The following is a 15,516-nucleotide window of genomic DNA, read 5'->3' as shown; positions in this document are numbered from 1 at the left end:
CACAAGCTGCGCGCGCCGCCAAGGTGCGCTTGCGTACATATTAGAACCCCCGGTCTACAGAAAAGCGCTGCGCCCGCCTGCAATGCTTGCTACCGTACGCCTGCTGGACGTCGCCGCCGCACGTTCTTACCGAGTACCGCCATGACCGCTTATCCCCACCTGCTGGCCCCGCTCGACCTGGGCTTTACCACCTTGCGCAACCGCGTCATCATGGGTTCCATGCACACCGGTCTGGAAGACCGTTTTTATCACTACGGCAAGCTGGCCGCTTTCTACCGCGAACGCGCGAAGGGCGGCGTGGGGCTGATCGTCACGGGCGGCATTTCGCCGAACCGGCAAGGCTGGCTGCTGCCGTTTGGCGGCACCATGAATTTCCTCGGCGACGTGCTCAATCACCGCAAGGTGACGCGCGCCGTGCACGAAGAGGGCGGCAAGATCGTCATGCAGATCCTGCATGCGGGCCGCTATGGCTACCAGCCTTTCGTGGTGTCAGCCTCGGCGAAAAAGTCGCCGATTTCGCCATTTCGCCCGCGCGCGCTCACCGAACGCGGCATCGAACGCACCATCAGCGCCTATGTGCGCTGCGCGCGCCTGGCCAAACAGGCCGGCTACGACGGCGTCGAAGTGATGGGCAGCGAAGGCTATCTGCTGAACCAGTTTTTATGTGCACGCACCAATTTGCGCCTTGATCGTTGGGGCGGCGACATCGCCAACCGCATGCGCCTGGCCGTCGAGATCGTGCGCCGCATCCGCGCCGCCGTCGGGCGTGAATTCATCATCATGTACCGCCATTCCCTGCTCGACCTGGTCGAAGGCGGCAATACCTGGGACGAGGTGGTGACGGTGGCCAAGGCGCTGGAACAGGCCGGCGTGACCATCCTCAACAGCGGCTACGGCTGGCATGAAGCGCGCGTGCCGACCATCGTCACATCGGTGCCGCGCGCGGCTTTTGCCAGCGTGGCGGGGCGCTTGCGGCGCGAAGTGAGCATTCCCGTGGTGGCCTCGAACCGCATCAACATGCCGCAGGAAGCGGATGCCATCCTGGCGCGCGGCGACTGCGACCTGGTGTCGATGGCGCGTCCTTTCCTGGCCGATCCGCACTTCGTCGCAAAAGCGGCCTCGGGGCGCAGCGATGAAATCAATACCTGTATCGGCTGCAACCAGGCTTGCCTCGACCACACCTTTGCCAACCAACGCGCCAGCTGCCTGGTCAACCCGCGCGCCTGCCATGAAACGGAACTGGTCTATGCCAAAAAAGCGGTGCTGAAAAAAGTGGCAGTGGTCGGTGCCGGCCCTGCCGGCCTGTCGGCCGCCACCGTCGCCGCCGAGTGCGGCCACCAGGTAACCCTGTTCGACGCCGCGCCCAAGGTCGGCGGCCAGTTCAAGGTAGCCATGCAGATACCGGGCAAGGAAGAATTCGCCGAGACCATCCGCTACTTTGAACGTCGGCTGGCGCTGCTGGGCGTCGATGTGCGCCTGGGCCAGCGTGTGACGCGCGAACAATTGTTGGCCGGCGGCTTTGACGAGGTGGTTGTTGCCACCGGCATCAAGGTGCGCCTGCCAGGCATCCCCGGCATCGATCACCCCAGTGTGCTGAGCTACCTGGACGTGCTGCAGCACAAGGCGCAAGTCGGCAAGCGCGTGGCCGTGATCGGCGCCGGCGGCATCGGCTTCGACGTCAGCGAGTACCTGCTGCATGATTCGGCCCATCCGCTGCCGCAGCCGATTGCCGCCTGGGCCGGCGAATGGGGCGTGGACCTGAATGCGGCCACTGGCGGCGGCCTGGTGCCGGCGCAGGCGGCGGAACCGGTGCGGCAACTATTCCTGTTGCAGCGCAAGGCCAGCAGGGTCGGCGCAGGTTTGGGCAAGACCTCGGGCTGGGTGCACCGCGCGGCGCTGGCCAGGAACGGCGTATGCATGCTCGCTGGCGTGTCCTACGACAAGATCGACGACCAGGGCCTGCACATTACCGTCGGTGGCGTGCAGCGCTTGCTGGCGGTTGACAACGTGATCATTTGCGCGGGGCAGGACAGCCTGACGGAACTGATGCCGGCACCTGGCGCGCAGGGCGGCCCGCGTTTTCATGCGATCGGCGGCGCGGCGCTGGCGGCCGAGCTCGATGCGAAGCGGGCGATACGGGAAGGGGCGGAACTGGCGGCGCGGTTGTAAGAACGTCCAAACCGCGCCGTGCCATCTCAGTGGCCGTGGCCTTTCTTTTCGCCATCAAAACTGTGCAGCACATGGTCGATCATGCCGTTCGCCAGTTCGTGCTCGCCGATAAACACCTTGCCGGCGTTTTCGGCGCGCAGCAGTTCGGCTTCTTCTTCACTGTGCGTGCGCACCACCGTCAGGATGCCGGGGTTCAGCGCACGCGCCGTTTCAATCATGGCGCGCACGTGGAAGGTGTCCGGCGTGGCGATCACCAGCATGGTGGCATGCGTGATATGCGCCTGGATCAGCACCGCCGGTTCGCCCGCATTGCCGGCCACGGCAGGGATGCCGTCCTTGCGCAGCTGGTCGACGATTTCACGGTTTTCCTCGGCCACCACGAAGTGGATGCCACGTTCCATCAGTGCGGCCGCGATGCGCCGGCCCACGCGGCCGTAGCCGACCAGCACGATCTGGCCATGCAGTTTTTCCTGCGGCACCGTCATTGGCAGTTCAGCCAGCGGATCGTTGGTGCGTTCGAACTTGCGCGCAAAATCGCTGTTGCCGATGACGTTCAGCAGCGGCTTGGCCATGCTGAACACTACCGGGTTCAGTGCGATCGACAGGATGGCGCCGGCCAGGATCAGGCTCTGGCCTTCCTGCGGCATCAGGCCCAGCGACAGGCCCAGCGCGGCCAAAATGAAGGAAAACTCACCGATCTGCGCCAGGCTGGCCGAGACGATAATGGCGGTCTTCGGTGGATAACGCAGCGCCATCACCAGCAAAAAGGCGGCGATCGACTTGCCGAAGATAATGATGGCGCACACGGCCAGCACCTGCAGCGGTTTTTCGATCAGGATATTGGGCTCGAACAGCATGCCGACCGAGACGAAAAACAGCACGGCGAACGCGTCGCGCAGCGGTAGCGACTCTTCGGCGGCGCGATGGCTCAGTTCCGATTCGCGCAGCACCATGCCGGCAAAGAAGGCGCCCAGCGCGAACGACACCCCGAACAGCTTGGTCGACGCGTAGGCAATGCCGACGGCCGCCGCAATCACGCACAAGGTGAACAGTTCGCGCGAACCGGTGCGCGCCACCTGCCACAAGATCCACGGGAACAACTTGCGCCCCACCACCAGCATGAAGATGATAAAGCCGGCCACCTGGCCCAAGGTGATGGCCAGGGTGCGCCACAGGCTGACTTCTTCCGAACCGGGCGCGACCGTGCCGCCCAAAGTCCCCGCAAAGGCCGGCAGCAGCACCAGCACCAGCACGGTGACCAGGTCTTCCACCACCAGCCAGCCGACGGCGATACGGCCATTCAGGGAATCAAGTATGCCCCGTTCTTCCAGCGCGCGCAGCAGCACCACGGTACTGGCGACCGACAGCGCCAGGCCAAAGATCAGGCCGCCGCCGAGGCTCCAGCCCCACCAGTGGGCCAGGCCCATGCCCATCGCCGTGGCGACGCCGATCTGCAAGATGGCGCCCGGCAGGGCGATCTTGCGCACATCCCATAAATCCTCGATGGAAAAGTGCAGGCCGACTCCGAACATCATCAGCATCACCCCGATCTCCGCCAATTGCCCGGCGATCTGCGCATCGGCAACGAAACCGGGCGTGGCCGGTCCGATGACGATGCCGGCGGCCAGGTAGCCGACCAAAGCCGGCAGCTTCATGCGGGCGGCGATAAAGCCAAAAACGAGGCCAACCCCGAGGGCGGCGGCAATGGTGGTGATCAGACTGATGTCGTGGGGCATGCGTTATGGGTTCCTTACAGGATGCGGAGGGAAAAAGATGTTGCTCAGCGAGTAAGTATAAACGCTGGAAAGGCCAGGCTGGAAATTTTCCTGCGGCTTTTTTGCAAAAAACTTGTGCTGCATCTTCGTCCAGGTGGGCGCGAACGCATGCCTATCCACCTGGAACTGCACTCAATTGCAGTGATCGGGTGTTTTTCAAACCATATCGTTTCAGACCTTGCGCACCACCACGCAACCGATCGAGTAGCCGGCGCCAAACGAGCAGATCACGCCCAGCGCGCCCGTTTCCAAATCATCTTGATATTTATGGAAGGCAATAATCGAGCCGGCCGACGAGGTATTGGCATAGGTGTCGAGGATCACCGGTGCTTCGCCCGGTTCGGCGTCGCGGCCCAGGATCAGGCGCGCGATCAGCAAATTCATGTTCAGGTTGGCCTGGTGCAGCCAGTAGCGGCGCACTTGCGGCACTTCCACGCCGGCCTTGGCCAGGGTCGCCTTGATCATTTCGGCGGCCATCGGGCACACTTCCTTGAAGACTTTGCGGCCCTGCTGGCGGAACAGCTTGTCGGCCTGGCCGACGCCGGACTCGTCAAAACGGTTCAAAAAGCCGAAGTTGTTGCGAATCGCGTTCGAAAAGCGTGTTTTCAGTTCCGTGCCGATAATCTCGAACTGGTGTTCGGACACGGCTGTTTCTTTGGCTTCGACGACGATGGCGGTGCAGGCATCGCCAAAAATGAAGTGGCTGTCGCGGTCGCGCCAGTTCAGGTGGCCGCTGGTAATTTCCGGGTTCAGCACCAGCACGGCGCGCGCCTGGCCGCTTTGCACGGCGGCCACCGCCTGCTGGATGCCGAAGGTGGCCGACGAGCACGCCACGTTCATATCGAAACCGTAGCCGTCGATCTCCAGCGCGTCCTGCACTTCGACCGCCAGCGCCGGGTAGGCGCGCTGCATGTTGCTGCAAGCGACCAGCACCATGTCGATATCGGCGGCGCTGCGGCCAGCGCGGGCCAAGGCGTCGCGCGCGGCGGCCACGGCCATTTCAGCCTGCAGCGAGATCTCGTCATCGCCACGCTCTGCAATGCGCGAGACCATGCGCGCCGGGTCGAGGATGCCTTCCTTTTCCATCACGTAGCGCGACTTGATGCCGGAGGCCTTTTCGATAAACGCCACGCTCGACAAATCCAGCGCCGTGGCGGTGCCGGCGGCAATCGCCTCGGCGTTATCGGCATTGGTTTTTTCTGCGTAGGCGTTGAAGCAGGCGACCAGCTCTTCGTTGGAGATCGAAAATGGCGGCGTGTACAGGCCGGTACCGCTGATGACGACTTGTTTCATGGATTCGCTTTCAAATTGGGCAATCGGCGCGATGCCGACAAGTGAAGCAAATTCTACACAAACAGGGTGGGCTTGAGAGAGTTTCGTTGGGTTGTAGCGGAAGAGGGGTGTTGCGCAGCGGTGGTATTTGACAAGAATCAACCCAACGACAGAGACTGGGGTCGGACCCTGAGGGGCTTGGCGCCCCCGTCCGACCCCGGCCTTGCTTTAGGGTAAAAGGTTATTTCTTTTGGTCTTTTTTCACATCGGCCTGCACCACCACCGGCTCGGCCTTGGCCAGTTGTACCGGCAAGCCTTTCAGATGGTTCAGTGCCTGGGTCAGCTGGAAATCGTCCTTGCTGCCGAACTCCAGCGGCTTGCGGTTCTTTTCCAGCGCCATGATGCGCAACTGCTCTTCCATCTCGTCGTTGACGGGGGCGGCCTTGGCGCTTTCCTTGTCGCGGTCGTTGCTCAGATGCTTTTGCAGATCCGCTTCGCGCATGCGCAGGCTGTTCAACCCGTCGCCTTCGGCCGTTTCATCGACCAGCAGGTCGGGCACGATGCCCCTGGCCTGGATCGAGCGGCCTTTCGGCGTGTAATAGCGGGCGGTGGTCAGCTTGACGGCGGTGTCGGCCGTCAGCTGCCGGATGGTCTGCACCGAGCCCTTGCCGAAGGTCTGCGTGCCGATAATCGTGGCGCGCTTGTAGTCCTGCAGGGCGCCGGCGACGATTTCCGAGGCCGAGGCCGAACCTGTATTGACCAGCACCACCAGCGGCACGTCTTTTACCGCCGCCGGCAGTTTCGCCAGCGCGTCGCCGTCGGAACGGAAGGCGTAGTATTCGGCGCGGCCATAAAATACCTGTTTAGATTCGGCCACCTGGCCGTTGGTCGAGACGATGGCCGCATCCTTGGGCAAAAACGCCGCCGACACGCCGATGGCGCCTTGCAGCACGCCGCCCGGATCGTTGCGCAGGTCCAGCACCATGCCCTTGATCTGCGGGTCCTGCTGGTACAGCGCCGTGATCTGGGCCGCCAGATCGTCCACGGTCGGCTCCTGGAACTGCGACACGCGCAGCCAGGCGTAGCCCGGCTCGACCATTTTCGACTTGACGCTCTTCTGGTGGATTTCTTCGCGCGTGATGGTGAATGACAGCGGCTGCGGCTCATCCTGGCGGGCGATCGTCAGGGTGACCTTCGTGCCTGGCTCGCCGCGCATCCGCTTGACGCTGTCTTCCAGGCTCACGCCCTTGACCGGCTGGCCGTCGAGGCGCGTGATCAGGTCTCCCGCCTTGATGCCGGCGCGGTAGGCCGGTGAATCCTCGATCGGCGAGACGATCTTGATATAGCCGTCGTCGCTGGCGCCGATCTCGATGCCCAGCCCGACAAACTTGCCTTCCGAGCCTTCGCGCAATTCGGCGTAGGCTTTTTTATCCAGGTAGGCCGAGTGCGGGTCGAGCGAGGCGACCATGCCGGAAATGGCTTCCGTCAGCAGTTTCCTGTCTTCCACCGGTTCCACGTAATCGGACTTGATCAGGCCAAACACATCGGCCAGCTGGCGTAATTCTTCCAGTGGCAAGGCCGGCTCGACGCTTTTTTGCGCCATCGCCGAAAACTGCAGCGACACCGCGATGCCGGCCACCACGCCCAGGCCGATCAAGCCGGTATTTTTAAGTTTGCCCATGAATTTGCGCCTTCGTCGATGCGTTGCTGCGGCGCCAGTCCCCATGGAGCGGCGCCTGTTTGAAAGTATAGTCCTGAATTACCGCTGGCGCTGTAGGCGCGCAGGTAATGGCAGTGTAGGCGCAAAAAGCACCGTGCAAGCTTGCCAAATGTAGCGCTTGTGTACAGCCGTGTAGGGATAGTCTTGAGGGGAGTAAGCATTTGTAAGAGTCGAAATAAAGCGTAGCCGACCGCCCTATAGTCAATCCGCATTCTCGACACGAAGTGGTTTTGCCTGCGTCTTCGGACGCAGGCTTTTTTTTATCCGGAATCTTTCATATGACATCTTTGCCGTGCTTTTCCAATGTGCGCCGTATGGCGCTGGCCCTGATGCTGGGCATGGCAGGCGCCAGTGCCTCGGCCGTGCCGATCGCCGAGATGCGCTTGCAGGACCTGTTGCCGATGGCACCCGATTTCAAGACCGAACTCAAACTCAATGCCAACCAGCAGATACTGTGGCAGCAGGTAGAAAATAAAACCCGCCAGCTGCTGCGCGAGCGCCAGTCGCGCCGCGAACGCTTGCAGGCTGGCGTGCAGCAGGCGCTGGCGTCACCAAGCCTGGAACTGCGCGACCTGCTGGCGGGCCTGGACAATGAAAGTACCGTCAGCCTGGCCGAAGAAAAGCAGCTGCGCGAGTGGTGGCTGAGCGTCAATGATGCGCTCGATGAACGCCAGCGCCAGGCCGTGACCGTGTTTATCGCCGGCCAGATGGCGCGCGTGATGGATGGCGCCGTGCCGCATGCCGAGTCGCGCGGGCGCGAGGGCGGCGAGCCTGGCGGGCGCAAGGGGGGCAAAGGTGGCATGGGCGGTATGGGCGCGAGCATGGGCAGCGGCGGCGCGAGCATGAATTTCCCCGGGAACTGACGTTTTTTGGGAGCTGTCCGGCGGCAGGGGATGGTCAAGCCGGTGCTGCGCGTGCTACATTCTTTGACGCGCCGTCTTGACGCGCCCGGCGCGGCGGGCTATCCGCCCGTTCTTTCTGACCAGCCCCATAAGGACTTTCGTGAAACGATATCTCTTGAGCAGCCTGACCCTGACCCTGTTGGCTGCGTTTGCCCACGCCGCTCCCACCCCTGTGTCCGGCATCGACGTGCAATACATCGACTCCGCCGTGCGCGTGCAGGATGACTTCTTTACCCATTTGAACGGCAAATGGCTGGCAACCGCTGAAATTCCGGCCGACAAGTCGAGCTGGGGTTCGTTTGCCAAGCTGCGCGACGACACCACGCCGCAATTGCGCGGCATTATCGAAGCGACGCAACAGGACAAGAACAAGAAGGCCGGTTCCGAAGCGCAAAAGATTGGCGACCTGTACGCCAGCTACATGGATGAAGCCCGCCTCGATGCGCTGGGCGTGAAACCACTGGCAGGCGAGCTGAATCGCATCCGCTCGCTGCGCGACAAGAAGGGCGTGCCGGGCCTGATCGCTCACCTGAGCCAGACCGGCGTCTCGACCCCCTATGCCTTTTATGTGGGACAGGACGCGCGCGCGTCGACCAAATACGCTGCCTATGTGAGCCAGAGCGGCCTGGGCATGCCTGACCGCGACTATTACCTGGAACCGAAGCAGGCGGAAGTGAAGGCCAAATACCAGGCGCACGTGGAAAAAATGCTGTCCATGGCCGGCGACAAGAATGCCGCCGCACGCGCCAAGGCCGTGGTAGCCCTGGAAACGGCGCTGGCCGAAGTGCAATGGACCAAGGTTGAAAACCGCGACCCCGTCAAGCGCTACAACAAGACGGCGGTCACCCAGCTCAATGAGCTGACGCCAGGCTATGACCTGAAAAGCAGCCTGGCCGCGGCCGGCATCGCCAACAAGGTCGACTACGTGATCGTCAACCAGCCGAGCTACCTGGCCGGCTACAGCAAAGTATTGGCTGCCGCCGACCTCGACACCGTAAAAGCCTATTTCGAGTGGCAGCTGCTGCGCGCCTATGCGCCTTACCTGTCGAAAAACTTTGTCGATACCAGCTTTGACTTTTACGGCACCGTGCTGAGCGGCGTAAAGGAAAACCAGCCGCGCTGGAAGCGTGGCGTGGGCGCCGTCGACAATGTGCTGGGCGAAGCTGTCGGCAAACTGTATGTGGCGCAATACTTTCCGGCCGAGCGCAAGGAACACATGCAAGGGCTGGTGAAAAACGTGCTGGCCGCCTACAAGGAAAGCATCGACACCCTGGACTGGATGAGCCCGGAGACCAAGAAAGAGGCGCAGGCCAAGCTGGCCAAGTTCACGCCAAAAATCGCCTACCCGAACAAATGGCGCGATTACTCGAAACTGCAGATCGCTTCCAACGACCTGGCCGGCAACATGATGCGCGCGGCAAACTTTGCCACGGCACGCAATGTGGCCAAGCTGGGCAAACCGATCGACCGCGAAGAGTGGGGCATGACGCCGCAAACGGTGAACGCCTATTACAGCTCGACCATGAACGAGATCGTGTTCCCGGCGTCGATCCTGCAGCCGCCGTTCTTTGACGCCAACGCCGACGACGCCGTCAACTATGGCGCGATCGGCGCCGTGATCGGCCATGAAATCAGCCACGGCTTCGACGACAAGGGCAGCCAGTCCGATGGCGACGGCAACCTGCGCGACTGGTGGACGGCCGAAGACCGCAAGAACTTCGCTGCCAAGACCGACGCGCTGACCAGGCAGTACGACAGCTACAGCCCGTTGCCGGGCTATAACGTCAACGGCGCGCTGACCCTGGGCGAAAACATTGCCGATAATTCCGGCGTGGCGATCGCCTACAAGGCCTACAAGATTTCGTTGAAAGGCCAACCGGCGCCCGTGCTCGACGGCTTGACCGGCGACCAGCGCTTCTACATGGGCTTTGGCCAGGTCTGGCGCAGCAAGATGCGCGAAGCGCAACAGATCGTGCAGATCAAGACCGATCCGCATTCGCCGGGCCAGTATCGCGCCAACGGCACCATGGTCAACCAGCCTGGCTTCTATGAAGCGTTCGGCGTGAAACCGGGCGACAAGATGTATGTCGCCCCGGAAAACCGCGTCATCATCTGGTAAACCGTATAGTTGCAGCAACACAAAAGACCACCTCGCGTGGTCTTTTTTGCCTTCGCCGCAAACTTTTTTATGCCCTTGCGGCCGGTATGCTACAGTCGAAAACCGGGCCAGAAGCCTAGGGCGTTCTGACCCTTATATTCCACACAATACAAGGACTACCGTGAATCGACATTTGTTAAGTGCATTGACCTTGAGTTTGCTGGCCGGCGTCGCCGGCATGGCCAACGCTGCTGATGTAAACAAGAAAACCGCTCCGGTCGCCGCCAGCGCGCCTGCGGGCCTCGCTTCCGGCATCGCCATCGAATACATCGACCCGGCCGTGCGCGCCCAGGACGACCTGTTCCAGCACCTGAACGGCAAATGGCTGGCCGACACGGTGATTCCCGCCGACAAGTCGAGCTGGGGCAGTTTCGCCAAGCTGGCCGATGACACGCAAACCCAATTGCGCGGCATCGTCGAAGGCGCGGCCGCCGACAAGGCCCGCGCAGCGGGCTCGAATGCACAAAAAATCGGCGACTTCTACAACAGCTTCATGGACGAAGCCAAGCTTGAAAGCCTGGGCTTGACCCCTTTGAATGCCGAACTGGCAAAGATCGCCGCGCTGCAGGACAAAAAAGAACTGCCGGCCGTGATCGCCCACTTCAGCAAGCTTGGCGTCACCTCGCCGTATGACTTTGCCATCCACCAGGACGCCAAGGATTCGACCAAGTACGTGGCCGACATCGTGCAAAGCGGCCTGGGCCTGCCGGACCGCGATTACTACCTGGAAGCGGCCAAGGCAGACACCCTGGCGAAATACACGGCCCACGTGGAAAAAATGCTGGGCCTGGCCGGCGACAAGAACGCTGGCGCCAACGCGAAAGCCATCGTGGCGCTGGAAACGGAACTGGCGCGCGTGCAGTGGAGCAATGTCGAGAACCGCGACCCGGTGAAAGCCTATAACAAGGTGGAACTGGCGAAGCTGGCGGAAGTGGCGCCCGGCTACGACTGGAACCGCTACCTGGCGGACACCGGCATCGCCGGCAAGGTCGGTTATGTGATCGTCAGCCAGCCCAGCTACCTGAAGGGCTTCACGGCGATTGCCGAAAAAACCCCGCTCGACACCTGGAAAGCGTATTTCCAGTGGCATTTGCTGCACGCTAACGCGGGCTACCTGCCGAAAGCCTATGTCGATGAAAACTTCGCGTTCTACGGCACCACCCTGACGGGCGTGACGGAAATGCGTCCGCGCTGGAAGCGTGGCGTGGGCGCCGTCGAAGGCGCGCTGGGCGAAGCCGTTGGCCAGCTGTACGTCGAACAATATTTCCCGGCCGACCGCAAGGCGCGCATGGAAGCGCTGGTGAAAAACCTGATGACGGCGTACAAGCAAAGCATCGACAAGCTCGACTGGATGAGCCCGGTCACCAAGAAGCAGGCGCAGGCCAAGCTGGCCAAGTTCACCACCAAGATCGGCTACCCGAACAAATGGCGCGACTACTCCAGCCTGACGGTCACGCCTGACGACCTGATCGGCAATATCGCGCGCTCGCACCTGGTCAATTACAACCGCGAACTGAACAAGCTGGGCCAGCCGATTGACCGCGACGAATGGGGCATGACGCCGCAAACCGTCAACGCCTATTACAACCCGGAAATGAACGAAATCGTTTTCCCGGCCGCCATCCTGCAAGCACCGTTCTTTGACGCCAATGCCGACGACGCCGTCAACTACGGCGCCATCGGCGGCGTGATCGGCCATGAAATCAGCCACGGCTTCGACGACCAGGGCGCCCAGTACGACGGCGACGGCAATCTGCGCGACTGGTGGACCAAGGCCGACCACAAGAACTTCGCGGCCAAGACGCAGCAGCTGGTCAAGCAGTACAACGGCTTTAGCCCGGTCAAAGGCCACAACGTGAATGGTGAGCTGACCCTGGGCGAGAATATCGCCGACAACTCTGGCGTGGCGATCGCCTACAAGGCGTATAAATTGTCGCTGAACGGCAAGAAAGCACCGGTCATCGACGGCTTTACCGGCGAGCAGCGCTTCTATGCGGGCTTTGCCCAGGTATGGCGCATGAAGATGCGTGAAGCCCAGCAACTGGTGTTGCTGAAAACCGACCCGCATTCGCCAGGCGAATTCCGCGCCAATGGCACCATGCGCAACCAGCCGGGCTTCTACCAGGCTTTCGGCGTGAAACCTGGCGACAAGATGTATCTGCCACCGAAAGACCGCGTCATCATGTGGTAATGCCTGAAAGGTAATCTTCGAAGCCGCTCCGCTGTCACCAGCCGGGCGGCTTTTTTCATGTTGCAAAACTGGGTGAATAAAATGCGTTTTTAGTAAGCTTGGTTTTTTGCGGATTGACTTTGATTGTTGCCCAGAATATACATTGCAGCAGGCATGGCGACGCATGGTGCGGCGCCGGCAAATTCATCTTCACGAGCTCAAGGGGCACACTTTGAAAAACCTGTTCCGTACCAGCCAGGCGCGCTTTACCGCCTTGTTCAGCCTGATTTTCCTGCTGTTGCTGGGACTGACCCTGGCAGTGATCCATTTCTTCGTGACGCCTGACTTGAAGCGCACCGAGTCGCTGGTGGTCGCCTCCAGCGTCAACGATATCGCCACCCGCATCGGCGAGCAATTGCGCCAGGTCGAGGCGCAGTCGCGCAGCATCACGCAGACCATCCCGCTGGTCGACAGCGCCACTATCGACGTGGTGCTGCCTGGCCTGGTGGACCAGTATTCCGACCCGAACGTGTTTGGCGGCGGCATCTGGCCTCTGCCCAACCAGCGCGAACCGGGGCGCGAAAAGTTTTCCACTTTTGTTGCGCGTGACAGCGCCAACAAGCTGGTGTTCAACACGCACTGGAATTCGCCGGAATCGCTGAAGTATTTCGAGCAAAGCTGGTTCCTCGGCGGCCTGAAATCGCCGCGTGGCCATTGCACCTGGGCCAATGCCTACCAGGACGACGCCAGCCCGCAGCCGCGCACCAACTGCGCCATGCCGATCTACAAGGGCGACCAGCTGTTCGGCGTGTCGACCATCGATGTGACCCTGGGCTTTTTCAACCGCCTGGTGGCCGACATGGAGAAAAAACTGAACGGCCAGATCCTGATCGTCGAGCGCGACGGCAAGATCGTCAGCAACAGCACCTATATCAAGAGCGATATCGTGCTGAAAAAAGTGGCGGATTTGGCCAGCGCTTCGCCGATGGCCGCCGAACTGGCGCGCCTGCTGCCGACCCTCGACAAACAGACCAGCATCGAGTCCGACTACGACAGCGCCGGCGAAGCGCGCACGATGCTGGTCACCGCGATTCCCGGCAGCCCATGGCTGCTGGCCACTTCCTTGCCGACCAGCTCGCTGACCCAGCAAAGCCGGCGCATCCTCGGTAAACTTGGCGCGGTGCAGATCCCGGTTGCCATCCTGCTGTTCGTGATGTGCGTCGGCGGCATCCGCGTCTTCATGCAACGCTTGACTGGCCTGAAGGACAATATCGATGCCCTGTCGGCCGGCGACGCCGACCTGAGCCGCCGCCTGCCGGCCGGTGGCGGCAGCGAATTCGACGCCGTCGCCACCAGCTTCAACAGCTTTATCGGCCGCCTGCAAACCATGATTGGTGAAATCGGCCGCAGCACTGGCTCGATCGCGCTGGCCTCGCGTGAAATCGCCAGCGGCAACCAGGACTTGTCGAGCCGCACCGAAAGCCAGGCCAGCGCGCTGGAAGAAACCGCCTCGTCGATGGAACAGCTGACCAGCACCGTCAAGCAGAACGTCAGCAGCGGCACCCAGGCCAACCGGCTGGCACTCGACGCCTCCAAGGTTGCCGCGCAAGGCGGCGCGGTGGTGGCGCAAGTGGTGCAAACGATGGGCGCGATCGAAGCGTCGTCGAAGAAAATCGTCGACATCATCAGCGTCATCGACGGCATCGCCTTCCAGACCAATATCCTGGCGCTCAATGCGGCGGTGGAAGCGGCGCGCGCCGGCGAACAGGGCAGGGGCTTTGCGGTGGTGGCCTCCGAAGTGCGCAACCTGGCGCAGAGGTCTAGCCAGGCCGCCAAGGAAATCGGCGCGCTTATCTCTGAATCGGTGCACAACGTCGACGCCGGCAGCAAGCTGGTCAGCCAGGCTGGCGCCACCATGAGCGAGATCGTTGCCGGTACCGACAAGGTCGCCGCCATCCTCGGCGAAATCATGTTGGCCAGCCAGGAGCAGGATATCGGCATCGGCCAGGTCAACCAAGCCATTGCCCAGCTCGACGACGCCACCCAGCAAAACGCCGCGCTGGTCGAGCAGGCCGCCGCTGCCGCCCATTCGATGCAGGAACAGGCCGGCAAGCTGGAACAGATCGTCTCGGCCTTCAAACTGTAGGGACGAAAAAAAACCACCGTGCCGAACGGTGGTTTTTTTGAAGCTGGCCTTTTTATTTGGCTGGCGTTGCTGCTGGTGCCGCTTCGGCTGCCGGCGCGGCGCCATCGGCCGCTGCGGCTGGTGCCGGCACTTCCGGCTCCTTGAACTTGCCGCCCGAGGCATTGGCCATATAGACCACGGCGCGCGCCACTTCGACGTCATCGAGGTCCGGATTGCCGCCCTTGGCCGGCATCGCGCGCAGCCCTTCGAGCGCATGCTTCAATACCGTGTCATAGCCTTGCGCCAGGCGCGCCGTCCAGGCACCCGCATCGCCAAACTTCGGTGCGCCGGCCACGCCGGCGCCATGGCAGGCCACGCAGGTGGAGGTATAGATCGCTTCGGCGCTTTGCAGCACTTTCGGGCCGCTGGCGTCCTTGAAGGTATAGCCGGCATTGGCCACCGGACTCAGGCGTTCCTCGATGGCTTCCGCCGACTGGCTGTTCGAGCCTTCGCCCGTCAGCTTCTGCGCCGTGACGAATTGCACCAGCAGGATGATGCCGATGACCGTTATAAGGAAAAAGCCGGCGACTGCCGCTATCAGTTGTTTAGGCGTTTTGATCGCTGATTGTTGTTCGTTATGTGCGTCGCTCATGATGTCCTTAGTCCAGATTCGAAGCTGTGGGCCGTGTATGTTGGCATTTTTACATGCCTGGATGCAAATCTTTATAAAACTATCGATTATAGGCACAAAAATTGAGCAGTGACATGCAATTGCCAGCGATACGACAGTTTCCGTAGACGCAGGTAAAGAAAAACGGTATCCTTCGCTTCACTTCAGAAATTCCCCCTACGCGGCTGTAGCTCAGTGGATAGAGTATTGGCCTCCGAAGCCAAGGGTCGTGGGTTCGATCCCCGCCAGCCGCACCAGTTTTCCTCTATACAAATCAAGTATGTAGGCATGGCATTTGTTTGCGATGTGATACTTTATTTAGCATATTTTGGCACACTGCACTGCGCAGAAAATTGTGCCAATCTTTTTTGCGAAAATGCATTTTTTTTGTTGAAGGCTCGGTCTGCTTCTCTTTTTTGTTCGCTACCTGATGTGCACCGAACAGCGTTGCCCTTATCTAAAAATTTCTGATGTTGGAAAATTTCGGCCGTTTTTGGGCGTCTACAGGTTACCTATATCGAGAGCTAAAAAAGTGCGATGCGACTGAAGTTGCTT

General features: G+C 61.2%; 9 protein-coding genes and 1 tRNA gene. 6 read left to right on the top strand and 4 right to left on the bottom strand.

What is annotated here, in order from left to right:
• The first annotated feature begins 141 nt into the window (after positions 1-141).
• Positions 142-2,169 (top strand): 2,4-dienoyl-CoA reductase FMN-binding domain-containing protein, encoded by a 2,028-nt coding sequence (locus AC0Z42_RS18355; protein WP_485469628.1) that lies wholly within the window; start codon positions 142-144, stop codon positions 2,167-2,169.
• A 26-nt stretch (positions 2,170-2,195) separates the two neighbouring features.
• Here the strand turns inward: AC0Z42_RS18355 and AC0Z42_RS18350 are convergent, their stop codons facing one another.
• The 3 genes from AC0Z42_RS18350 to AC0Z42_RS18340 all read right to left on the bottom strand — a co-directional run bounded on the left by AC0Z42_RS18350 (position 2,196) and on the right by AC0Z42_RS18340 (position 6,897).
• Positions 2,196-3,905 carry a cation:proton antiporter domain-containing protein gene (locus AC0Z42_RS18350; RefSeq protein ID WP_485469627.1) on the bottom strand — a complete coding sequence of 570 codons (1,710 nt, stop codon included), beginning with the start codon at positions 3,903-3,905 and terminating at the stop codon, positions 2,196-2,198.
• 210 nt (positions 3,906-4,115) lie between these two features.
• Positions 4,116-5,237 carry a beta-ketoacyl-ACP synthase III gene (locus AC0Z42_RS18345; RefSeq protein ID WP_485469626.1) on the bottom strand — a complete coding sequence of 374 codons (1,122 nt, stop codon included), beginning with the start codon at positions 5,235-5,237 and terminating at the stop codon, positions 4,116-4,118.
• A gap of 220 nt (positions 5,238-5,457) precedes the next feature.
• The gene (locus AC0Z42_RS18340; protein ID WP_485469625.1) at positions 5,458-6,897 is read right to left on the bottom strand and encodes a S41 family peptidase; all 1,440 of its coding nucleotides are present in this window, start codon (positions 6,895-6,897) and stop codon (positions 5,458-5,460) included.
• Between the two features lie 317 nt (positions 6,898-7,214).
• On the opposite strand from AC0Z42_RS18340, the gene AC0Z42_RS18335 reads away from it, so the two are divergent.
• The 4 genes from AC0Z42_RS18335 (at position 7,215) to AC0Z42_RS18320 (ending at position 14,312) form a co-directional block, all read left to right on the top strand.
• A complete protein-coding gene (locus AC0Z42_RS18335) occupies positions 7,215-7,799 on the top strand; it encodes a hypothetical protein (RefSeq protein WP_485469624.1) in 585 nt (194 codons plus the stop codon).
• A gap of 139 nt (positions 7,800-7,938) precedes the next feature.
• Positions 7,939-9,957 carry a M13 family metallopeptidase gene (locus tag AC0Z42_RS18330; protein WP_485469623.1) on the top strand — a complete coding sequence of 673 codons (2,019 nt, stop codon included), beginning with the start codon at positions 7,939-7,941 and terminating at the stop codon, positions 9,955-9,957.
• 217 nt (positions 9,958-10,174) lie between these two features.
• Positions 10,175-12,187, top strand: a complete 2,013-nt coding sequence (locus AC0Z42_RS18325; RefSeq protein WP_485469681.1) for a M13 family metallopeptidase — start codon at positions 10,175-10,177, stop codon at positions 12,185-12,187.
• 220 nt (positions 12,188-12,407) lie between these two features.
• Positions 12,408-14,312, top strand: a complete 1,905-nt coding sequence (locus tag AC0Z42_RS18320) for a methyl-accepting chemotaxis protein (protein ID WP_485469680.1) — start codon at positions 12,408-12,410, stop codon at positions 14,310-14,312.
• 52 nt (positions 14,313-14,364) lie between these two features.
• On the opposite strand, the gene AC0Z42_RS18315 is transcribed toward AC0Z42_RS18320, so the two are convergent.
• Positions 14,365-14,943, bottom strand: coding sequence for a c-type cytochrome (locus AC0Z42_RS18315; protein WP_485469622.1), 579 nt, complete (start codon positions 14,941-14,943; stop codon positions 14,365-14,367).
• Positions 14,944-15,142: 199 nt separating this feature from the next.
• Between AC0Z42_RS18315 and AC0Z42_RS18310 the strand changes: the two genes are divergently transcribed.
• Positions 15,143-15,218, top strand: a tRNA-Arg gene (locus AC0Z42_RS18310).
• Positions 15,219-15,516: the final 298 nt, after the last annotated feature.

Source organism: Janthinobacterium sp. 1L-D-8-B-C4, from assembly GCF_057291295.1.
Note: the sequence above shows the minus strand (reverse complement) of the source record. Positions and strands in the feature narration are given on the sequence as shown.